The following is a 19,899-nucleotide window of genomic DNA, read 5'->3' on the forward strand; positions in this document are numbered from 1 at the left end:
GGAGGGTGAAGAAATGGAACACATTCAATATCGCTTTTTATTAACTGCAATTATCGGTGTTATTTTCTTAATTGGTATCGGTATTATGATTGCTGAAAATAGTCCCATCGGTGTTATCATTTGCATTATCGGCACATTTGTTACAGTTGGATACGGTTTTGTAACAAAAAGAAAAATGCGTAAATCGCAATAACGTTAAAAAGTAAGAAGCTTCTTTTATAGCCTCTTACTTTTTTTGTTACTGCGATACAAATGGTAATAACTCTTCGTATACTCCTGGTTTTGCAACTAACACACTGCTCTTCTCTATGATAGAAAGAGGAGTTCCAGAGAAGGTTGTTACTCTCCCGCCAACTTCTTCTACAATAATCTGTCCCCCGCCAAAGTCCCATGGCGATAAACGCGGTGTTACATACGCATCTAATCTTCCCGTTGCAACATATACCATTTCTAGCGCAGCACAACCATAAGACCTCGTTCCTCTTGCTTTCTTAACAAGCCTCATCATTTTTTTCGTATTCAGCAATGGATTATCAGTAAGCCATATCGCATTTAGAGCTATAATTCCCTGTTCTATTGTTCCTTCTTCTAGCATGGGAATAGGTAAATCATTACAAAAGGCCCCTTCTCCCTTTATCCCATGATATAATTCATCATGAACTGGATCATAAATAAGGCCAATTTTTCCGATACCGTTCTCATAAATTCCAATTGAGATTGCGAAATTTCTTTTTTGGTGAACAAAGTTCATCGTGCCGTCAATTGGATCAATTAACCAAACAACCCCATTAGAAGAAGTGATTTCATCTCCATAGCCTTCTTCTCCTAAAATATTATGGGCCGGGAATGTTTCTTTAATTCTCCCAATTAAAAACCGCTCCGTCTCTCGATCCATGTTTGTTACTAAATCCGCTGCATTAGATTTTGTTTCTATAATAAGTGCTTTTTTCAGCGATCCCATTAAACGTTCTCCCGCTTCTCGAATCCACTGTTTTGCGTGTGTATCAATATCTTTCCATATCTCGTGCATGTTTAAACACTCCGATCTATACTGTTCACAGAAAAAACGAACCCTTTATAAGGTTCGCACCAACTAATTTTTTATTCATATACTATTATTACGCTTCTAAACGAATCATTTCAAGTCTTAACACTTCTAATTTTTCTACGCACTCTTCTTTTTTCTGTTTGTCATTCTCCATCATTGCATCATATAAAGTTGCTAATTCATAATCTAGCTCCAAACGTAGCACCGGAATTCTTTTTTCAGCATCTGTTCTCTTTAACGCATTAATCACCTGTCTCATATTATTTGCCTCCTCCCAATATTCGTTTGCCCTCGGACTAGAATTGATTCAATTTTCTGATTTTTTGTTTTATACTATACTATGTTGGATAAATCATCTATGCAACAAAATTATATTTTTTTATTAAAATTTTTTTGTGCTGTTTTTTTTATGAATAGTACAAGCTATGCTAAAATAAAACAAAATAGGAGTTGGAGGAACAATCATGCCACTACAAACATTCACATCAACTGATTTTGAAGTTTTTACTGTTGATGGTCTTGAAGAACGAATGAGCGCAATTAAAACGAATATTCATCCTAAGCTAGAAGCTTTAGGGGAACAGTTTGCAGAATACTTATCAAAACAAACCGATGAAAACTTTTTCTACCATGTAGCCAAACACGCACGCCGCAAAGTCAATCCACCAAACGATACTTGGGTTGCTTTTTCAACAAATAAACGTGGATATAAAATGTTACCACATTTTCAAATTGGTTTATGGGGTACTCACGCTTTCATATACTTTGGTTTAATCTATGAGTGTCCACAAAAAGTGGAGACGGCTCACGCCTTCTTAGAACATTTAAATGATTTAAAAACGAATATTCCAAATGACTTCGTTTGGTCCATTGACCATACTAAACCAGGTGTAAAATTACATAAAACGCTTGAAACGGAAGACTTACAAAAGATGATTGAACGTTTAGCTACTGTGAAAAAAGCAGAATTATTAGTTGGTATTCATATATCACCAGAGGAGTTTTCAGCAATGACCAACGAACAATTCCTTGCTAAGATTGAATCTACGATGCAATCACTCCTTCCTTTATATGCGATCTCTAATCGATAAATCGATAGTAGAAAACGGACAATTTATATTGTCCGTTTTTAGTTGTTATCACATTATAGCACTTTGTATTTTATTTTTCAAAATATTTTTACATTTTTACAATCTTTTTTTCCGCTACTTCTTTTGTCTTTTGAATCGCACGATATATAGAATATCCACTTACTTCTTGAAATTCTTTATCAATTTTTTTCTCCGCTGCCTTCGATGGCACAATCTCTTTAAAACGACGATATAATTCCATCAAGTCTTCTCTCAAAACTCCTTTTTCATATACCTTTTCAATCGCTTCATAAAACTTTACAACTGCTACCATTTCTTCATTTGACCAATCGTAATCAAGTGGATATTGATATTCCATTTTTGCACCTCATTCAGTATTCTTTCTTTTTTCATTATGCTACCTTTAAAAGAACCTTTTATTCTTCACTATAGCCACTCTGCATTATACACCATTTATCCATTTCAATGGAATTGTCTTCCTCTTTGCGGTATTTAAAATATAACCATTAAACATACTCACCTTGAAAATGAGATTTTTCTATACATCTATAATTATTGGTGATATAATGCTTTTGTTTTATAGAAAGTAAAGTGAGACTACCATCCCCAAAAAAGCTTTTGTGAATGGCAGGAAAACAAGTCACGTTCTAAAAGTTAGTCATCTTAAATTCCTTTTAGAATGAGATGAAATCATATAAAACAAATTCTAATAAATATTACGAAGAAGAAGGGGTGTATAGATTGTCCCAATACGAAACACCATTGTTTACCGCTTTAGTTGAGCACAGTAAGCGAAATCCCGTTCAATTCCATATTCCAGGTCATAAAAAAGGACAGGGCATGGATCCAACATTTCGCGAATTTATTGGGCATAATGCATTAGCAATTGATTTAATTAACATTGCGCCACTCGATGATTTACATCATCCAAAAGGTATGATTAAAGAAGCTCAGGATTTAGCCGCCGCTGCTTTCGGTGCAGATCATACTTTCTTTTCTATTCAAGGTACAAGTGGTGCAATTATGACAATGGTGATGAGCGTTTGCGGCCCTGGTGATAAAATCCTCGTGCCACGAAACGTGCATAAATCTGTAATGTCAGCTATTATTTTCTCAGGTGCAAAACCGATTTTCATGCATCCTGAGATTGATCCGAAGCTTGGTATTTCACACGGGATCACAATGCAGTCTGTCAAAAAAGCTCTCGAAGAGCACTCAGATGCAAAAGGCTTACTTGTTATTAATCCAACATACTTTGGGTTTGCTGCAGATTTAGAGCAGATTGTAAAATTAGCTCATTCTTATGATATTCCTGTACTTGTTGATGAGGCTCACGGTGTTCATATCCATTTTCATGATGAACTACCAATCTCGGCTATGCAAGCAGGTGCAGATATGGCAGCAACAAGTGTTCACAAATTAGGAGGGTCTTTAACCCAAAGCTCTATTCTTAATGTAAAAGAAGGCCTTGTGAACGTAAAGCATGTCCAATCCATTATTAGCATGCTTACGACAACATCAACTTCTTACATTTTGTTAGCATCCCTTGATGTTGCTAGAAAACGTCTTGCTACAGAAGGAAAAGTTCTCATAGAACAAACAATACAATTAGCTGAACATGTTCGTGATGCTATTAATGCTATTGAGCATCTTTATTGTCCTGGAAAAGAAATGCTAGGAACAGATGCTACTTTTAACTATGATCCTACAAAGATAATTGTATCTGTAAAAGATTTAGGTATTACTGGCCATGAGGCTGAAGTATGGCTTAGAGAACATTACAACATTGAAGTAGAACTCTCTGATTTATATAACATACTTTGTCTTATCACTTTTGGAGATACCGAAAGTGAAACTGATACACTTATCACAGCATTACAAGATTTAGCAACAACATACAGAAATAGAGTAGATAAAGGTGTTCAAGTACAAGTAGACATTCCAGAAATACCTGTGCTAGCACTCTCTCCTAGAGATGCTTTTTATTCAGAGACGGAAGTCATTCCATTTGAAAACGCAGCAGGTCGTATAATAGCTGATTTTGTTATGGTTTATCCGCCAGGGATTCCAATCTTTACTCCGGGGGAAATTATTACACAAGAAAACTTAGAGTATATTCGTAAAAATTTAGAAGCAGGGTTACCTGTACAAGGACCCGAAGATATGACGTTACAAACATTACGTGTTATTAAAGAGTACAAGCCTATCAGTTGATAGGCTTTTCTTTCACCTTTTTTTCCTTTTCTCATACGATATTAAAGAATGTAACGTATAGGTGGGGATACTATTATGATTGTAATAGGCCGTTCTATTGTACATCCTTATATCACAAATGAATATGAGCCCTTTGCAGCTGAGAAACAACAAATTTTATCCATAATGGCAGGAAATCAAGAAGTTTATTCCTTCCGAACAGCTGATGAACTCAGCTTTGATCTTAATTTACGAGTTAACATTATTACTTCCGCGCTAGAACTTTTTCAAAGTGGATTTCAGTTTCGTACATTTCAACAATCTTTTTGCAACACTCAGTTTTGGGAAAGAACATCACTTGGCGGATTTAAACTACTTCCAAACATACCGCCTTCCATTGCCATCCAAGATATTTTCAAAAACGGAAAACTATATGGAACTGAATGCGCAACCGCTATGATAATTATTTTTTACAAAGCATTACTATCATTGTATGAGGAAAAAACTTTCAACCGGCTATTTGCAAACCTTTTACTTTATACATGGGACTATGATCATGATTTAAAGCTCATAACAAAAACGGGTGGCGATCTTGTTCCAGGCGATCTCGTTTACTTTAAAAATCCACAAGTGAATCCAGCTACAATCGAGTGGCAAGGAGAAAACACAATCTATTTAGGAAATTTCTTTTTTTACGGACATGGCGTAGGTGTAAAAACAAAAGAGGAAATTATCTACTCATTAAATGAACGACGAGTCCCTTATGCATTTATTTCGGCTTTCTTGACTGATACTATTACTCGTATCGATAGTCGTATTATGAGCCACTACAGTTCGCCTAGCACACCACAAACATCAATAGGATTTATTCCAATTAGAGATGATGCAATCGTTGCAACAGTCGGACATACAACTACAATCTATTAAAAAAACGCCTACATGTGTAGGCGTTTTTTCTTCATTATTAAGCTTTTGAGTGTTCCTTTTGGTCACATTCGCAATGAGATCCACATTTCCCATAAAGTACTGTTGATTTTTCATCTTCAAAATGTCCGATTGTTCCTTCACATACTTGGCATACGATTGTTCCCATTTTTCATTTCCCCCTGAGTTTTAATAATAATCTACTTATTTATAATTAAGCTTTCGCATTGTCTCTATTAGCACATTCACAATTTGTACCACATTTCCCGTAAAGCACTGTCGTTTTTTCATCTTCAAAATGTCCGATTGTTCCTTCACATACTTGGCATACGATTGTTCCCATTTTTCATTTCCCCCTAAGTTTATGGTCCTAAAAACTTTTAGCTGTCCATTTCCTATCAATTATTGGGCTTTTGTATGCTCTGTGTGATCACATCCGCAAGATCCACATTTCCCGTAAAGTACCGTTACTTTCTCATCTTCGAAGTGTGCAATTGTACCTTCACAATCTTGACATACGATTGTTCCCATTTTTCATTTCCCCCTAAGTTTATAATCCCAAAAACTTTTTGTAACCGCTTAACTTTCTGTCTTTATTTTAATATGTTATACTTTTTACGTCAATAGGTTTTTAGTATAACACATTAAATATTTTAAAATTAAATTAGTATGCGATATTAACACAAAAAAACAGTCATATCTCATACGTACGACTGTTTCTTGTTAATTATTCTTCATACTCCGCATGCAAAGAAGTAGACGGAACAAGAAATTTAAAAAACTGAGCTAGCTCCTCTGCCTCCTCTTCCGACCCTAACTTAAAAGTTTCTTGTATATAAGGAACATTTTCCACATCATCTCGTCCAAGCAAAGTAGATCTCCCTGTTTGCATACAAACAATAAGTGGCTTTCCAAAAAACATATTTGTATAAATAACTCCAAAATCATAACGTGTATCATGCGTCATAAATCCTAAAAATCGTACCTTCACACTTTCATGCTCATCATACAATTTTTCAAACATCAGTTTCCACCTTTCTCAATAACACTTCCTACTCAATAATATATTAAACAAAAAAAGTAATACTCCTTTTAATTGTCAAAAAATTCAGTAGGATGTAGAATGATATTATTCTACTAAACAAGGGGGTAAATTTGTATGCAACACGCCTTTATCACACTTGTACCTAAATCCAATCAACAATCTGTTTCAATAGAGGATGTCAAACATCTTTTTCATAACTATAAAACCGTTACTTCCAAGACTGGTGATCAAATTAATTACGCCTATACAAATACAGCTTTTCCTTATGAAATATTAGATACATCAGCAACAACATTAAAGCTCCAATCGAGTCACGACCGATATAATTCTATTTATGTGGGGATTGGAATAAAAAAGGAACAATCTTTCATACAGATTTCTTTACCCACCACAGCAACATTTGGCGATAAAGGAAAAGCAAATGAATTTAGCCGTTTTCTAGCGAAGAAATTGGAAGGAGAATTACAATTATTTAATGGAAGAACAATGTATTTCTATAAACGTTAATTTAAAAAATAGAGAATATGATTAAAAAAAGTATGCAATTTGAACACGTAAGGAATAATGCCTGTTTCCTTACGTGTAATACAAAACATGCAATCACATATGCCAAATAAAGAAATACGAAAAAGAGAATTACTTTATAATGAAACTTATCACCATTCGATAATGTTAATACGATGGAAAAACCACTCCATAATAGAAAATGATAAAATATAACATGTAATATTCTCATGGAACCTTCTCCTTTGACATGCTCTATTTTATTAATATATGGGATTAAGTTTGAATCAATTACATATTATATGAAAGTATATACTGCTTTTGGATTAACGTATGTTCTGACGATTCATTTAAAGTATTATATATATTCATTCGACAAGTACATATAAAGACCTTGCAAGCCATTATATTAAAATAAAAATAACCCATCTCTTTAAATAAGAGATGGGTTATTTACATTACTTAAATTATTTTACAATGTGAATTGGCATTCCAAGAGCAACTTCAGCTGCTTCCATTGTGATTTCACCTAATGTTGGGTGAGCATGGATTGTTTGAGCGATATCTTCTGCTGTCATTCCTGCTTCGATAGCTAAACCAATCTCAGAGATAATATCAGAAGCGCCTGCACCTGCAACTTGTGCACCTACAAGAAGACCATCTTCTTTACGTGTTACAAGTTGTAAGAAACCGTCAGTGCTGTTTAATGATAACGCACGACCGTTTGCAGCGAATGGGAACTTAGATACAGCTACTGTCATTCCTGCTTCTTCAGCTTGTTTCTTAGTGTAACCAACAGATGCTAATTCTGGATCAGTGAAGCATACTGCAGGAATTCCGATGTAATCGATAGCTGATGCATGGCCACTAATTGCTTCAACAGCTACTTTACCTTCGTAAGAAGCTTTGTGAGCTAATGGTGGTCCAGGAACGATATCACCGATTGCATAGATGTTTGGTACGTTTGTACGGCATTGCTCATCGATTTCGATGATACCGCGGTCAGTCATTTTAACTCCAACTTGCTCAAGACCGATTTCTTGAGTGTTTGGACGACGACCTACAGTTACTAATACGTAATCTGCTTCTACAGTTTGGATTTCACCTTTAACTTCGAAGCTAACTTTTACGCCAGTTTCTGTTTCTTCAACGCCTTTAGCCATAGCTTTTGTATGGATATTTACGTTACCTTTCTTTTGAAGAGCACGTTTAACAACAGAGCTCATTGCTTTTTCGAAACCAGCTAAGATTTCGTCGCCAGCTTCTACTACAGTAACTTCTGTACCGAAGTTAGCATATGCAGTACCTAATTCCATACCGATGTAACCGCCGCCGATTACAACAAGTTTTTTAGGAATTTCAGGTAAGCTTAAAGCGCCTGTAGAGTTGATAACACGTTTAGAGTATTTGAATCCAGGAATTTCGATTGGTGTAGAACCAGTTGCAAGAACAGCATTTTTAAACGTATAAGTTTGTGCTGCATCTTCAGTCATTACGCGTAATGTGTTAGCATCTACGAAGTAAGCTTCACCGCGAATGATTTCAACTTTGTTACCTTTAAGAAGGCCTTCAACACCGCCAGTTAATTTCTTAACTACGCCGTTTTTCCATTCTTGAACTTTTGTAAAGTCAACTTTTACGTTCTCTGCAGTGATACCCATGTCATCAGAATGCATTGCATTCTCATAACGGTGACCTGCATTGATTAACGCTTTTGAAGGAATACATCCAACGTTTAAGCATACGCCACCAAGGTTAGCTTTTTCAATGATTGCTACCTTTTGACCTAATTGTGCTGCACGAATTGCCGCAACGTATCCACCAGGACCTGCACCAACAACGACTGTATCTAATTCAATTGGGAAATCTCCTACTACCATTGTTATTACGCCTCCATTACTAATAATTGTGGGTCATTCAATAGACGTTTAATTTGGTTTAATGCTTTTTGAGCAGTTGCGCCGTCAATTAAACGATGGTCAAAGCTTAGAGATAATGCTAATACTGGAGCTGCAACGATTTCACCGTTTTTCACAACTGGTTTCTCAGCGATACGGCCGATACCAAGGATTGCTACTTCTGGGTGATTGATAACTGGAGTGAACCATTGTCCACCTGCAGAACCAATGTTTGTAATTGTGCAAGAAGCACCTTTCATTTCAGCTGGAGCTAAACGACCGTCACGTGCTTTACCAGCAAGTTCATTAATCTCGTTAGAGATAGTAAAGATAGATTTACGATCTGTATCTTTAACAACTGGTACTAATAGACCTTTGTCTGTATCAGCTGCGATACCGATGTTGAAGTAATGTTTATGAACGATTTCTTGAGAAGCATCGTCTAAAGCAGTATTCAACATTGGGAATTCACGTAATGCAGATGTTAAAGCTTTTACAACGTATGGAAGGTAAGTTAATTTAATACCTTTGTCAGCTGCAACAGCTTTGAACTTCTTACGGTGAGCAACAAGTTCTGTTACATCTACTTCATCCATTAATGTTACGTGAGGAGCTGTATGCTTAGAGTTAACCATTGCTTTTGCAATCGCTTTACGGATACCACTCATTTTCTCACGAGTTTCTGGATATTCACCAGCTGGGATTGGTTGTGCTTTTGGTGCTTCTTCTTTCGCTGCTGCTGGAGTAGCTTCTACTGCTGCTGGAGCCTCAGTTGCTGCTACAGTTTGTCCACCATTTGCAAATGCATCGATGTCAGTTTTCACAACGCGGCCGTTCTTACCAGAACCAGCTACTTTATGAATATCTACACCTTTTTCACGAGCATATTTACGAACAGATGGCATAGCGATAACGCGCTCATTTACTACTTCTGCAGTTGTTGCTGGAGTAGCTTCCGCTGCTGGAGCTTCTACTGCTGCTTCTTCAGCTGCTGGAGCCGCATCATGATCGTCACCTTTAAATTTAAGGTTTTCGTATCCAGGAGCATCAAATTTAATTAATGTATCTCCTACAATTGCAACTGTTCCTTCTTCTACAAGTACTTCAAGTACTTTACCTTTAACAGGAGAAGGGATTTCTACTACTGCTTTATCATTTTGTACTTCAAGAAGTACATCGTCTTCATTTACTTCATCGCCTGGTTTAATAAACCATTTTACGATTTCACCTTCGTGGATACCTTCACCGATATCTGGTAGTTTAAATTCAAATGCCACGGAATTCAGCCCCCTGATTCATTTCATTATTATGGAATATGTACAAAAGAAACCAGCATGTGCTGATTTCTTTTGCACATGAAAAACTAAAAATTAGAAGTTCATTACTTTGTTAACAGCTTCAACAATATCTTTGTGGTTTGGTAACCATACGCTCTCAGCTTGAGAGAATGGGAATACTGTATCAGCAGCTGCAACACGTACAACTGGAGCTTCTAAGTTTAAGATTGCACGATCATTAATTTCCGCTACAACGTTAGCTGCAATACCAGCTTGTTTTTGAGCTTCTTGAACTACAACTACGCGACCTGTTTTTTCAACAGAAGCGATGATTGTTTCGATATCTAATGGTTGAACTGTACGTAAGTCAACAACCTCTAAAGAGATACCTTCTTTTTCAAGTTCTTCAGCAGCTTTTAATGCAGCGTGAACCATAGCACCGTAAGCGATAACAGATACATCTGTACCTTCACGTTTGATATCAGCTTTACCTAAATCAATTGTGTAATCGCCTTCTGGTACATCTTGACGGAATGAACGGTATAATTTCATATGCTCTAAGTAAATAACTGGATCGTTGTCACGAATCGCAGAGATTAAAAGACCTTTTGCATCGTATGGAGTAGATGGAATAACAACTTTTAGACCAGGTTGTTGTGCCACTAATCCTTCTAAGCTATCAGCATGTAGTTCAGGAGTATGAACACCACCACCGAATGGAGAACGAATTGTTACTGGAGCAGTCCAACGTCCACCAGAACGGTAACGCATACGAGCTAATTGACCAGAAACTGAATCCATTACTTCATAAATGAAACCGAAGAATTGGATTTCTGGAACTGGACGGAAACCTTCAAGTGCAAGTCCAACTGCAAGTCCACCAATACCAGACTCTGCAAGTGGAGTATCCATTACACGATCTTCACCAAATTCAGCTTGTAAACCTTCAGTAGCACGGAATACTCCGCCGTTTACACCAACGTCTTCACCAAACACAAGTACGTTAGGATCATTTTTCATTTCAACGCGTAAAGCATCAGTGATTGCTTGAATCATTGTCATTTGAGCCATGGCTTACTTCGACTCCTTTTCTTTGTAAATTTCATATTGTTCAGCTAAGTTGTAAGGCATTTTTTCGTACATGATTTCCATTAAATCAGTAACTTTTTGTTTTGGAGCTTGGTCAGCCTTAGCAATTGCTTGTTTGATATCTTCTTTTGCTTCTTCGATTACTTTCTCTTCAACTTCTTGAGACCATAGGCCTTTGTTTTCTAAGAATGCACGGAAGCGTACGATTGGATCTTTTTGTTCCCATTCGTTTTCGATATCTTTTGTACGGTAACGAGTTGGGTCATCACCAGCCATTGTATGTGGACCATAACGGAATGTTAAAGTCTCGATTAAAGTAGGGCCTTCGCCGTTTACTGCGCGCTCACGAGCGAAAGCAGTTGCTGCGTATACAGCTAATGGATCCATACCGTCTACTTGAATTCCGTAAATACCTGCTGCTACTGCTTTTTGTGCTACAGTTTTAGCTGCAGATTGCTTTTCTACTGGAGTAGAGATTGCATAACGGTTGTTTTGTACAACGAAGATTGCTGGAGCTTTGAATGCACCCGCAAAGTTCATACCTTCGTAGAAGTCACCTTGTGAAGCACCACCGTCACCAGTGTAAGTAATTGCAACAGATTTTTTACCACGTAATTTCATACCTAACGCAACACCAGCAGTTTGGATGATTTGCGCACCGATAATGATTTGTGGAGCAAGTGCATTTACATTCTCAGGCATTTGGTTACCCATGAAATGTCCACGAGAGAATAAGAATGCTTGATATAATGGTAGACCGTGCCATACTAATTGTGGCACATCACGATATCCTGGTAAGATGAAATCTTCTGCTTCAAGTGCGAAATGACTTGCTAATTGAGAAGCCTCTTGTCCAGCAGTTGGTGCGTAGAAACCTAAACGTCCTTGACGGTTTAAAGAAATAGAACGTTGATCTAGTACGCGAGTATACACCATACGGCGCATTAATTCTTTTAATTGATCATCAGATAATTCAGGCATAGCTGCTTCATTCACAACTTCGCCTTTTTCATTTAAAATTTGTAATGTTTCAAATTGAGCTGCAATAGCTTTCATTTGCTCATCAACATTAAATAGGGTCTTTTTTGTTTTAGTACCCATTCCGTTCACCTCTTCCTCTCTTGAACCATATTCTGAAACGCTTTCACTATCTATTGGCTAGACTGAAAGCGCAACAATGTAAACCAACAAATTTGTCTGTCGGTTGAGAATAATTTTGTGTACCTAACAATCTGTACTAATGTTTTTTCAAAAACATATTAATACAATCTTGATCACGTTTTTTAGTTTACAACTATTCTAATTACGATGTCAATTACTTTGAATACGTTTTTTTATAAATAATATGCAGGTTTCCTCTACACAAACGTGTTTTTATTTTTCACATCTGTATTAGTAAGCAATAACCTACTGTTATATTATTCCCTTTTTAACTTATTTTTTCTCTTAGAATAATATGTAAACGATTTAATTCTCTTTAGTTTTTCTCTCTTCTCAATAAAATTATACAAACACTTCTTCCTTTTATAGGTAAATACCTATACATTTCTGACCCGTCCTCCATACATTATAGTAACCGCAGTATAGCGGGAAATGATAAAGGAGGTCATCTCATGTACGGATACTCATATTGCTATCCAACAACTTGTTCATATCCTTCCTACGGTTATGGCGGTTCTTGTGGCGGGTCTGGATGCGGCTTCGCCTTAATTGTTGTGTTGTTTATCCTTTTAATTATCGTTGGTGCTGCTTGCATTCGCTAATGTAAATTGAAACAACTATGGAAAGAAACAGACGGCTTTGCCGTCTTTTCTTTTTAATACATAACTTATCTATAGAAGATTTGTTTCCAAATAGCTCTTCCTTACTTGCCGATGACTTTTTTTATCTCCTTTGGTAGACTAAAGAAGAAAGGAGAGATTACATATGCTTACAATGAATGAGGTAATTCGTGAAGGAAATCCTATTTTGCGCAATGTCGCAGAAGAGGTCTCCTTACCTGCTAGCGAGAAAGATACAAATACCCTTAAAGAAATGATTGAATTTGTAATAAATAGCCAGGACGCTGAAATGGCTGAAAAATATAATTTACGCCCCGGAATCGGATTAGCGGCTCCGCAAATCGGTATTTCAAAGAAAATGATTGCGGTTCATGTAACTGATACGAACGGTACGTTATATAGCTACGCATTATTTAACCCAAAAATCATTAGTCATTCTGTTGAACGTACATATTTACAAAACGGTGAAGGCTGTCTATCTGTAGACCGTGAAGTACCTGGTTATGTCCCTCGTTACACAAGAATTACAGTAAAGGCAACAACTATTAACGGGGAAGACGTAAAACTGCGATTAAAAGGTTTACCAGCAATTGTATTCCAACATGAAATCGACCATTTAAACGGTGTTATGTTCTATGACCATATTAATAAAGACAATCCATTTGCGGCTCCCGATGATTCAAAACCTCTAGAGCGATAATAATAAAAAGGCGGAAGTTAACCTTCCGCCTTTTTATTATCTGAAATGGGTTCCATATTCACTTATAACAATCCAGCCCATTTTAATCCATGATATATACCGTCTTCACTTACATCGTTTGTCACATGATTTGCAAGTTTTTTCAAGTCTTCATGACCATTTCCCATCACAATACCTGTGCCTACTGCTTCAATCATTTCTAAATCGTTTAAGCCATCCCCAAATGCATACACTTGTTCACGGTTAAATCCTAATTTTTCAATGAACTTCTCAATCCCTTTTGCCTTAGAACCACCATTTGGAATGATGTCCATTGAATACGCATGCCAACGAATAAAATGAAAATCTGGATACTGATTAATGAACTTTTCCTCTTCATTTACTTCACAGAAAAGAAGCGTTTGATAAATATCACGTTTCTCATAAAAATCAGGTTCATATGCCGGATGATCAAATTGCAAGCTTCCAAAACCTTCTTTTACATAATCATGATATTCCACTGACGCTCTCATCTCTTGATGGTCAAGATATACAAGTGGATATCCTTCTTGTTTTGCAAACTGGGTAAACTTATGCAGAGCCGCTGGGTGTAACGGATTATTAAATATTGTCTCACCTTCAAATACAACGTACTGTCCATTAAAACTAACATAATTATGTATATTGAGTTCCTTACGAATATCTTCAAACATAAATGGCGCACGCCCTGTCGCGATTGCTACGTGCACACCTTTTTCTTGTAAATCTTTTACTGCATCACGTGTAGATTGTGGAATTTTTTTATCATGATCTAATAATGTTCCATCAATATCAAAAAAGACAATTTTATCATTCATTTGTCAAAATCCTTTCTGGCACTCTATATTCCTATTTTGATTATCACTTTTCAAATTTCAAAAAAAAGTATAACATATTAAACATCTGTGAAGAAAGCGTTCACTTTCTGACCTTATTTATGAAATATGCATATAATATTAGTAAAAAATGTGGATACTTGTTCGGATGAATTTTCTTTTCTATTCTTCCTCATACTATATCTATAACTAACGGCTACTAATCGTTACTACAGGATAACTTACACTATACTAAAAAGAACAAGATTCACTATTCACTTCTAATCTTCTTTCTTGTACGGGAGACGGAGTTATCATTAGTAACATGCATGTTTAAAATAAGGAAAGGAAGGAGTAATCATGCTGAAGAAGCTGAAGAAAAAGCTCAAGCGTTATTTAAACGATTTAGTCCGTAAGAAGACAATCGCTTAAATTGTGCCCATTTCGGGCTTTTTCTTCATTCTCGTTCGAAAAAACATGAAAATCATGACTGTTTGCTTTATAATAAGTAACAGATAATGCAAAACATAGACAAGGAGAGGTTTTCCCAATGATTTTTAAAGTATTTTATCAAGAAAAATTAACTGAGGTCCCAGTACGTGAAAATACAAAAGTTTTATATTTAGAGGCTACGTCTCAAAAGGATGTTCGTAAAAAATTACAAAAGTTCGCATATAATATCGAGTTCGTTCAGTCTGTTACTGGTGCTCATCTTGAATATGAAAAACAAAACGCTGATTTAATATTAGCGGAGATCGTATAGTCATATGAAATTCCTAAAAAATGATCAAGCTGCCGTTTTTGCCCTCGGTGGTCTTGGTGAAATCGGTAAAAATACATATGCTGTTCAATTTCAAGATGAAATTATTATAATTGACGCTGGAATTAAATTTCCAGAAGACGAACTCCTCGGGATCGATTATGTAATACCAGATTACACTTATTTTGTGCGAAACGAAGATAAAATTAAAGGGTTATTCATTACACATGGTCACGAAGATCATATTGGTGGAATTCCTTATCTATTACGTCAAGTAAACATTCCAATTTACGGCGGAAAATTAGCAATTGCCCTAATAAAAAACAAATTAGAAGAGCACGGATTACTTCGTAAAGCGAAACTTTATGAAATTCAAGAAGATGATGTTATTAAATTTAAAAAGACATCTGTTTCCTTCTTCCGTACAACTCACAGTATTCCAGATTCATACGGAGTTGTTGTGAAAACACCTCAAGGACAAGTCGTTCATACAGGTGATTTCAAATTCGATTTCACACCAGTCGGTGAGCCAGCAGATTTAACAAAAATGGCCGAAATCGGAAAAGACGGTGTACTTTGTCTCTTATCTGATAGTACAAACAGTGAAGTACCAAACTTTACGATGTCTGAGCGTCGTGTTGGTGATAGTATTCAAGATATATTCCGTAAAGTAGAAGGTCGTATTATCTTCGCAACCTTTGCATCAAATATCCATCGCTTACAACAAGTTGTTGAGGCCGCTGTTGAAAACAATCGTAAAGTAGCTGTATTTGGTCGAAGTATGGAAGCAGCTATTGAAATCGGACAAAACCTTGGTTATATCCGATGTCCAAAGGATACATTCATAGACACATCTCAGCTAAACCGCCTACCAGCTAATAAAGTTGTTATTTTATGTACAGGTAGTCAAGGGGAGCCGATGGCAGCACTTTCACGTATTGCCAATGGTACACATCGTCAAATTCAAATTATCCCTGGCGATACAGTTGTTTTCTCTTCTTCACCAATCCCAGGCAATACAATTAGTGTAAGTCGTACAATTAACATGTTGTACCGTGCTGGCGCTGATGTAATCCATGGTAAACTCTCAAATATTCATACGAGTGGACACGGTGGACAAGAAGAACAAAAGTTAATGTTACGTCTTATTAAGCCGAAATATTTCATGCCAATTCATGGTGAATATCGTATGCAGCGTATGCATATGAAATTAGCTAATGATTGTGGTATTCCAGAAGAAAATTGTTTCATTATGGATAATGGCGATGTTCTTGCTTTACGTTCTGATGAAGCAAGCGTAGCTGGGAAAATCCCATCTGGCTCTGTCTATATCGATGGAAATGGTATTGGAGATATCGGGAATATCGTATTACGTGATCGTCGCATTCTTTCTGAAGAAGGACTTGTTATTGTAGTTGTAAGCATTGATATGAAAGAATTTAAAGTTGCAGCAGGACCTGATATCATCTCGCGTGGTTTCGTTTATATGCGTGAAAGCAGCGATTTAATCAACGATGCTCAAACATTAATTACAACACATTTAGAAAAAGTAATGGAGCGAAAAACAACACAATGGTCTGAAATTAAAAATGAGATTACAGACACATTAGCACCATTCCTATACGAAAAAACGAAACGCCGTCCAATGATTTTACCAATCATTATGGAAATATAAGAAAAAGGACAATGCCTCCTCGGCATTGTCCTTTTCTCTTATCTTAAAAAATGCTTAAAACGATCTACTTCATCGTCATGACCAATTACAATTAATATATCTCCCGCTTGAATGTTTTCTGTAGCTCGAGGAGATACGATAACTTCTTTTCCACGTTTAATTGCTACAATGTTCAAACCAAACTTCGCACGAATATCTAATTCAATTAAAGAGTGCCCATCAATTTTTTTATTTGCAATAATCTCTACAATACTATGCTCATCTGAAAGCTCTAGGTAATCTAACACATTACTTGATGCGATATTATTAGCAATCCTTTTTCCCATATCTCGTTCTGGATGCACAATATGATCTGCCCCTATTTTACTTAACACTTTTTCATGATAGTCATTTTGAGCTTTCACAGTAATATTTTTCACACCTAATTCTTTCAAAATTAACGTTGTTAAAATACTTGAATTTAAATTATCTCCAATAGCAACGACTACATGATCAAAATTGCGAATACCAAGACTTTTTAATACCATCTCATCTGTAGAATCTGCAATTACGGCATGCGAAGCTATATTTGCAAACTCATTAATTTTATCCTCATCTGAATCAATTGCCATTACTTCCATACCTAATTGAGCGAGTTCTCGGCAAATACTTCCACCAAAACGTCCAAGCCCAATAACAGCAAATTCTTTCTCTTTTTCGCCCACAGGAATTCCTCCAATAACATCAAATACTATGTACTTTTATTGTAACATACTTTAGATTCGCTACAAAAACCTGTATATAATTCTTATTTTTGTTTTTGCATATAAAAATACTGTTGTAAATAAAATGCGATACCGAAAATTAACATACCGAATACAAATATATTTCCAAATGAACTAAATGTTTCAAAAACGAACAATAACGTTTCTTGTCCGAAAAAAGCAAATAATAATTGTGTAAATGCGAATAACAATGCCAATATATAATGATGTTGATGGAATAAATAATGTGTTGCGCCTAAAAAAGCTATAAACGAAACAATAAAAATCCACCAAGTTTCTAAAAACAGTTGCCAATTAGTAAATTGATATCCATTTACTAATATCGCAATAATTCCTATAACTGCCATCGTCGGCACACTCCATAATAATGCACGCCCTCTAAAGAAGCGTGTACCTTTTGCATCGCCTTTTTCATTTGCAATGTATGTTAGCACGACAGTACTTATATACAAAACAGACAGGATTGTTAAAACAATAATAAGCCAAAAATGTAATTGATAATATTCATGTTCTATATTCGTCACGATTGCAGCTAACATACATGGAATTAGCATTCCCGTCCAACCATCTACTTTTCTTTCATTCCAAAATACCGTATTACCAATCCGAATTCCTAATAGCATAAAAATAATGATACCTAGCACAAATAATGTAGTCTTATTCCCTACTAAGCTCGTTGAGAAAGCAATTAATCCAATAAATAAAAAAAGAACAAATCCATTCATAATTTCTAGTACAGGTGACAAATATCTTTTCACCCATTTGTATGTTTCTTCATATTCACTATTATTCGCTAAACGATAGGCGTAAAAACTTATCCCAAAATAAACCGCCGCAATAATAACATATGCATATAAGACGAAACATAAAATCGCACTGCTAATTTGCACGTAATTCCCCACCCTTTTTTCTATGTATCACATTAATTTTACACACTTTTCATACTAAAAGTAAACATATATAGGTAGTTAAATAATTATCTTCTCTATTAGCAATAATTAATAATGAGCAGTGGCTAAAAACCCCCTGCTCATTATTAAAACACCAAATGTAACTTTACTCATTTGTATGAAAATGTCTAACACTAACAAATATGAAAGTTATTTTCGTCTCGGAACTAAGAAGTCCCCACTCTAAACTGTTGCACAATTAGCGCGGAAGTTCACTTTCGATTTCCCTTCCACTTCACATATTGATTTAAAAATACAATCGCTTTCTCAATAGCCTCTTCGTCTGGTTTTAATTTCGCATGATGTAAACCATATTCTGAATTTACTCCAAGCCAAAACATAAATCCAGGTATCTCTCGAAGCATATAACCAAAGTCTTCACCTGTCATTGCCTCCGTGCATGTAATTACATCTATATTCGTTTGTTCACGAGTAAATTGCATAAACTCTCTCGTTAACTCTTCATGGTTATACACTTGATGATACATCGCTCCGTAGTCAATAACAGCTTCACATTGAAATGCAGCTTCTATTCCCGCAACAATTGCCTCAATTCGGCTTTTAACACGTTTCATTGAATCCACTGATAACGTTCGAATTGTTCCTTCTAAACGAGACTTTTCTGCGATGATGTTTTGGACTGTACCACCAGTGATTTTCCCAATTGTAATTACCGCACTGTCTAGAGGGTTCACATTACGACTAATAACTGATTGTAGTTGTGTAACGAGATGACTCGCTGCAACAATCATATCATTTGCTGTATGCGGATATGCAGCATGTCCACCTTTTCCTTTTAAATCAACGTATAACTCTGATGTATTCGCAAATAATAAACCTTCTTTTGTAGCAATTGTTCCCACAGAGTATTCAGGCGCAATATGAAGCCCAAGAATCATATTCGGCTTCCATTCTTTTAACTCTTCACTTTCTAACATAGGAAGTGCACCACCTGGACCTTCTTCAGCTGGTTGGAATATAAACACAAGATCATCGTCTATTCTTTCGCCTACAGCCGCTGTTAGAAGGCCTAAACCAATTGTTGTATGCAAATCATGCCCACACGCATGCATCATTCCCTCATGGATAGAAGAGAAGTCATATTCCGTTTCCTCTGTAATTGGTAGACCGTCTATATCTGCACGATAACCTATTATTTTTTCTGGATTTTTCCCATTTACTTTAACAATTACACCTGTTTTCCATGTTTTCACTTCCAAATATTCATTAGGAAGCGTTCCTATATAATCTAAAATATACTGTTGTGTTTTCCACTCTTTAAATCCGATTTCCGGAATTTTATGTAAATCTCTACGAACTTGGACAAACTTACTTACTGTCATTTTTACACCTCCATCTATAAAAAG

Annotated in this window: 25 protein-coding genes; 9 read left to right on the forward strand and 16 right to left on the reverse strand. The window is 36.0% G+C overall.

Annotation, left to right across the window (positions count from 1 at the left end; all coding sequences use genetic code 11):
* Window positions 1-13: 13 nt before the first annotated feature.
* Complete coding sequence (locus tag ACP6L7_RS16625; protein WP_071746871.1) at window positions 14-193, forward strand: DUF5325 family protein; 180 nt, start codon at window positions 14-16, stop codon at window positions 191-193.
* 45 nt (window positions 194-238) lie between these two features.
* On the opposite strand, the gene ACP6L7_RS16630 is transcribed toward ACP6L7_RS16625, so the two are convergent.
* Both ACP6L7_RS16630 and ACP6L7_RS16635 read right to left on the reverse strand, forming a co-directional pair.
* Window positions 239-1,030: an inositol monophosphatase family protein gene (locus tag ACP6L7_RS16630; protein WP_097830880.1), complete on the reverse strand. Its 792-nt coding sequence runs from the start codon at window positions 1,028-1,030 to the stop codon at window positions 239-241.
* A gap of 88 nt (window positions 1,031-1,118) precedes the next feature.
* Entirely contained in the window at window positions 1,119-1,307 is a 189-nt protein-coding gene (locus ACP6L7_RS16635; RefSeq protein ID WP_001250167.1) for a hypothetical protein, read from the reverse strand.
* A 205-nt stretch (window positions 1,308-1,512) separates the two neighbouring features.
* On the opposite strand from ACP6L7_RS16635, the gene ACP6L7_RS16640 reads away from it, so the two are divergent.
* Window positions 1,513-2,139 (forward strand): YktB family protein, encoded by a 627-nt coding sequence (locus ACP6L7_RS16640; RefSeq protein ID WP_071746873.1) that lies wholly within the window; start codon window positions 1,513-1,515, stop codon window positions 2,137-2,139.
* A gap of 88 nt (window positions 2,140-2,227) precedes the next feature.
* Here the strand turns inward: ACP6L7_RS16640 and ACP6L7_RS16645 are convergent, their stop codons facing one another.
* A complete protein-coding gene (locus tag ACP6L7_RS16645) occupies window positions 2,228-2,497 on the reverse strand; it encodes a UPF0223 family protein (protein ID WP_097830879.1) in 270 nt (89 codons plus the stop codon).
* A 383-nt stretch (window positions 2,498-2,880) separates the two neighbouring features.
* Between ACP6L7_RS16645 and speA the strand changes: the two genes are divergently transcribed.
* Both speA and ACP6L7_RS16655 read left to right on the forward strand, forming a co-directional pair.
* Window positions 2,881-4,353, forward strand: coding sequence for an arginine decarboxylase (gene speA, locus ACP6L7_RS16650; protein WP_141533250.1), 1,473 nt, complete (start codon window positions 2,881-2,883; stop codon window positions 4,351-4,353).
* A gap of 75 nt (window positions 4,354-4,428) precedes the next feature.
* A complete protein-coding gene (locus tag ACP6L7_RS16655; protein WP_097830877.1) occupies window positions 4,429-5,259 on the forward strand; it encodes a protein-glutamine gamma-glutamyltransferase in 831 nt (276 codons plus the stop codon).
* A gap of 37 nt (window positions 5,260-5,296) precedes the next feature.
* Here the strand turns inward: ACP6L7_RS16655 and ACP6L7_RS16660 are convergent, their stop codons facing one another.
* The 4 genes from ACP6L7_RS16660 to ACP6L7_RS16675 form a co-directional block, all read right to left on the reverse strand.
* A complete protein-coding gene (locus ACP6L7_RS16660) occupies window positions 5,297-5,425 on the reverse strand; it encodes a GapA-binding peptide SR1P (protein ID WP_000536797.1) in 129 nt (42 codons plus the stop codon).
* Between the two features lie 45 nt (window positions 5,426-5,470).
* Entirely contained in the window at window positions 5,471-5,599 is a 129-nt protein-coding gene (locus tag ACP6L7_RS16665) for a GapA-binding peptide SR1P (protein WP_000536808.1), read from the reverse strand.
* 59 nt (window positions 5,600-5,658) lie between these two features.
* Entirely contained in the window at window positions 5,659-5,787 is a 129-nt protein-coding gene (locus ACP6L7_RS16670) for a GapA-binding peptide SR1P (RefSeq protein ID WP_000536778.1), read from the reverse strand.
* A gap of 196 nt (window positions 5,788-5,983) precedes the next feature.
* Window positions 5,984-6,280, reverse strand: a complete 297-nt coding sequence (locus tag ACP6L7_RS16675; protein WP_000462037.1) for a DUF3055 domain-containing protein — start codon at window positions 6,278-6,280, stop codon at window positions 5,984-5,986.
* Between the two features lie 135 nt (window positions 6,281-6,415).
* Between ACP6L7_RS16675 and ACP6L7_RS16680 the strand changes: the two genes are divergently transcribed.
* Window positions 6,416-6,808 carry a DUF1885 family protein gene (locus ACP6L7_RS16680; protein WP_097830876.1) on the forward strand — a complete coding sequence of 131 codons (393 nt, stop codon included), beginning with the start codon at window positions 6,416-6,418 and terminating at the stop codon, window positions 6,806-6,808.
* Between the two features lies 1 nt (window position 6,809).
* Here the strand turns inward: ACP6L7_RS16680 and ACP6L7_RS16685 are convergent, their stop codons facing one another.
* The 5 genes from ACP6L7_RS16685 to pdhA all read right to left on the reverse strand — a co-directional run bounded on the left by ACP6L7_RS16685 (window position 6,810) and on the right by pdhA (window position 12,170).
* Window positions 6,810-7,037, reverse strand: a complete 228-nt coding sequence (locus ACP6L7_RS16685; RefSeq protein WP_002088334.1) for a hypothetical protein — start codon at window positions 7,035-7,037, stop codon at window positions 6,810-6,812.
* A 235-nt stretch (window positions 7,038-7,272) separates the two neighbouring features.
* Entirely contained in the window at window positions 7,273-8,685 is a 1,413-nt protein-coding gene (gene lpdA / locus ACP6L7_RS16690; RefSeq protein WP_061678278.1) for a dihydrolipoyl dehydrogenase, read from the reverse strand.
* Between the two features lie 5 nt (window positions 8,686-8,690).
* Window positions 8,691-9,980 (reverse strand): pyruvate dehydrogenase complex dihydrolipoyllysine-residue acetyltransferase, encoded by a 1,290-nt coding sequence (gene pdhC, locus ACP6L7_RS16695; RefSeq protein ID WP_097830875.1) that lies wholly within the window; start codon window positions 9,978-9,980, stop codon window positions 8,691-8,693.
* Window positions 9,981-10,073: 93 nt separating this feature from the next.
* Entirely contained in the window at window positions 10,074-11,051 is a 978-nt protein-coding gene (gene pdhB, locus ACP6L7_RS16700; protein ID WP_000068162.1) for a pyruvate dehydrogenase complex E1 component subunit beta, read from the reverse strand.
* 3 nt (window positions 11,052-11,054) lie between these two features.
* Window positions 11,055-12,170, reverse strand: coding sequence for a pyruvate dehydrogenase E1 component subunit alpha (pdhA, locus tag ACP6L7_RS16705; RefSeq protein WP_000536893.1), 1,116 nt, complete (start codon window positions 12,168-12,170; stop codon window positions 11,055-11,057).
* Between the two features lie 512 nt (window positions 12,171-12,682).
* Here pdhA and ACP6L7_RS16710 point away from each other — a divergent pair.
* Window positions 12,683-12,832 carry a YjcZ family sporulation protein gene (locus ACP6L7_RS16710; RefSeq protein ID WP_025147739.1) on the forward strand — a complete coding sequence of 50 codons (150 nt, stop codon included), beginning with the start codon at window positions 12,683-12,685 and terminating at the stop codon, window positions 12,830-12,832.
* A gap of 163 nt (window positions 12,833-12,995) precedes the next feature.
* Window positions 12,996-13,550: a peptide deformylase gene (gene def, locus ACP6L7_RS16715; protein WP_097830874.1), complete on the forward strand. Its 555-nt coding sequence runs from the start codon at window positions 12,996-12,998 to the stop codon at window positions 13,548-13,550.
* 62 nt (window positions 13,551-13,612) lie between these two features.
* Here def and ACP6L7_RS16720 read toward each other — a convergent pair whose 3' ends face one another.
* On the reverse strand, window positions 13,613-14,386 hold the full coding sequence (locus ACP6L7_RS16720; protein WP_097830873.1) for a Cof-type HAD-IIB family hydrolase: 774 nt from the start codon (window positions 14,384-14,386) through the stop codon (window positions 13,613-13,615).
* 547 nt (window positions 14,387-14,933) lie between these two features.
* Here ACP6L7_RS16720 and ACP6L7_RS16725 point away from each other — a divergent pair.
* Window positions 14,934-15,146 carry a DNA-dependent RNA polymerase subunit epsilon gene (locus ACP6L7_RS16725; RefSeq protein ID WP_000576437.1) on the forward strand — a complete coding sequence of 71 codons (213 nt, stop codon included), beginning with the start codon at window positions 14,934-14,936 and terminating at the stop codon, window positions 15,144-15,146.
* Between the two features lie 4 nt (window positions 15,147-15,150).
* On the forward strand, window positions 15,151-16,818 hold the full coding sequence (gene rnjA / locus ACP6L7_RS16730; protein WP_000670372.1) for a ribonuclease J1: 1,668 nt from the start codon (window positions 15,151-15,153) through the stop codon (window positions 16,816-16,818).
* A 38-nt stretch (window positions 16,819-16,856) separates the two neighbouring features.
* Here the strand turns inward: rnjA and ACP6L7_RS16735 are convergent, their stop codons facing one another.
* From ACP6L7_RS16735 to ACP6L7_RS16745, 3 genes are all read right to left on the reverse strand, one after another.
* Window positions 16,857-17,522, reverse strand: a complete 666-nt coding sequence (locus ACP6L7_RS16735) for a potassium channel family protein (protein ID WP_000504032.1) — start codon at window positions 17,520-17,522, stop codon at window positions 16,857-16,859.
* 83 nt (window positions 17,523-17,605) lie between these two features.
* Window positions 17,606-18,472 (reverse strand): cytochrome C oxidase assembly protein, encoded by an 867-nt coding sequence (locus tag ACP6L7_RS16740; protein ID WP_097830872.1) that lies wholly within the window; start codon window positions 18,470-18,472, stop codon window positions 17,606-17,608.
* A gap of 272 nt (window positions 18,473-18,744) precedes the next feature.
* Window positions 18,745-19,875 (reverse strand): N-acetyldiaminopimelate deacetylase, encoded by a 1,131-nt coding sequence (locus ACP6L7_RS16745; RefSeq protein ID WP_430529344.1) that lies wholly within the window; start codon window positions 19,873-19,875, stop codon window positions 18,745-18,747.
* Window positions 19,876-19,899: the final 24 nt, after the last annotated feature.

The sequence above is a fragment of the Bacillus silvicola genome, assembly GCF_050524305.1.
GTDB lineage: Bacteria > Bacillota > Bacilli > Bacillales > Bacillaceae_G > Bacillus_A > Bacillus_A cereus_AT.

Coding starts and splice junctions, on each gene's coding strand:
- ACP6L7_RS16625 (WP_071746871.1), top strand. CDS start 14: ATGGAACACATTCAATATCGCTTTTTATTAACTGCAATTATCGGTGTT.
- ACP6L7_RS16630 (WP_097830880.1), bottom strand. CDS start 1,030: ATGCACGAGATATGGAAAGATATTGATACACACGCAAAACAGTGGATT.
- ACP6L7_RS16635 (WP_001250167.1), bottom strand. CDS start 1,307: ATGAGACAGGTGATTAATGCGTTAAAGAGAACAGATGCTGAAAAAAGA.
- ACP6L7_RS16640 (WP_071746873.1), top strand. CDS start 1,513: ATGCCACTACAAACATTCACATCAACTGATTTTGAAGTTTTTACTGTT.
- ACP6L7_RS16645 (WP_097830879.1), bottom strand. CDS start 2,497: ATGGAATATCAATATCCACTTGATTACGATTGGTCAAATGAAGAAATG.
- ACP6L7_RS16655 (WP_097830877.1), top strand. CDS start 4,429: ATGATTGTAATAGGCCGTTCTATTGTACATCCTTATATCACAAATGAA.
- ACP6L7_RS16660 (WP_000536797.1), bottom strand. CDS start 5,425: ATGGGAACAATCGTATGCCAAGTATGTGAAGGAACAATCGGACATTTT.
- ACP6L7_RS16665 (WP_000536808.1), bottom strand. CDS start 5,599: ATGGGAACAATCGTATGCCAAGTATGTGAAGGAACAATCGGACATTTT.
- ACP6L7_RS16670 (WP_000536778.1), bottom strand. CDS start 5,787: ATGGGAACAATCGTATGTCAAGATTGTGAAGGTACAATTGCACACTTC.
- ACP6L7_RS16675 (WP_000462037.1), bottom strand. CDS start 6,280: ATGTTTGAAAAATTGTATGATGAGCATGAAAGTGTGAAGGTACGATTT.
- ACP6L7_RS16680 (WP_097830876.1), top strand. CDS start 6,416: ATGCAACACGCCTTTATCACACTTGTACCTAAATCCAATCAACAATCT.
- ACP6L7_RS16685 (WP_002088334.1), bottom strand. CDS start 7,037: ATGAGAATATTACATGTTATATTTTATCATTTTCTATTATGGAGTGGT.
- lpdA (WP_061678278.1), bottom strand. CDS start 8,685: ATGGTAGTAGGAGATTTCCCAATTGAATTAGATACAGTCGTTGTTGGT.
- pdhB (WP_000068162.1), bottom strand. CDS start 11,051: ATGGCTCAAATGACAATGATTCAAGCAATCACTGATGCTTTACGCGTT.
- pdhA (WP_000536893.1), bottom strand. CDS start 12,170: ATGGGTACTAAAACAAAAAAGACCCTATTTAATGTTGATGAGCAAATG.
- ACP6L7_RS16710 (WP_025147739.1), top strand. CDS start 12,683: ATGTACGGATACTCATATTGCTATCCAACAACTTGTTCATATCCTTCC.
- def (WP_097830874.1), top strand. CDS start 12,996: ATGCTTACAATGAATGAGGTAATTCGTGAAGGAAATCCTATTTTGCGC.
- ACP6L7_RS16720 (WP_097830873.1), bottom strand. CDS start 14,386: ATGAATGATAAAATTGTCTTTTTTGATATTGATGGAACATTATTAGAT.
- ACP6L7_RS16725 (WP_000576437.1), top strand. CDS start 14,934: ATGATTTTTAAAGTATTTTATCAAGAAAAATTAACTGAGGTCCCAGTA.
- rnjA (WP_000670372.1), top strand. CDS start 15,151: ATGAAATTCCTAAAAAATGATCAAGCTGCCGTTTTTGCCCTCGGTGGT.
- ACP6L7_RS16745 (WP_430529344.1), bottom strand. CDS start 19,875: ATGACAGTAAGTAAGTTTGTCCAAGTTCGTAGAGATTTACATAAAATT.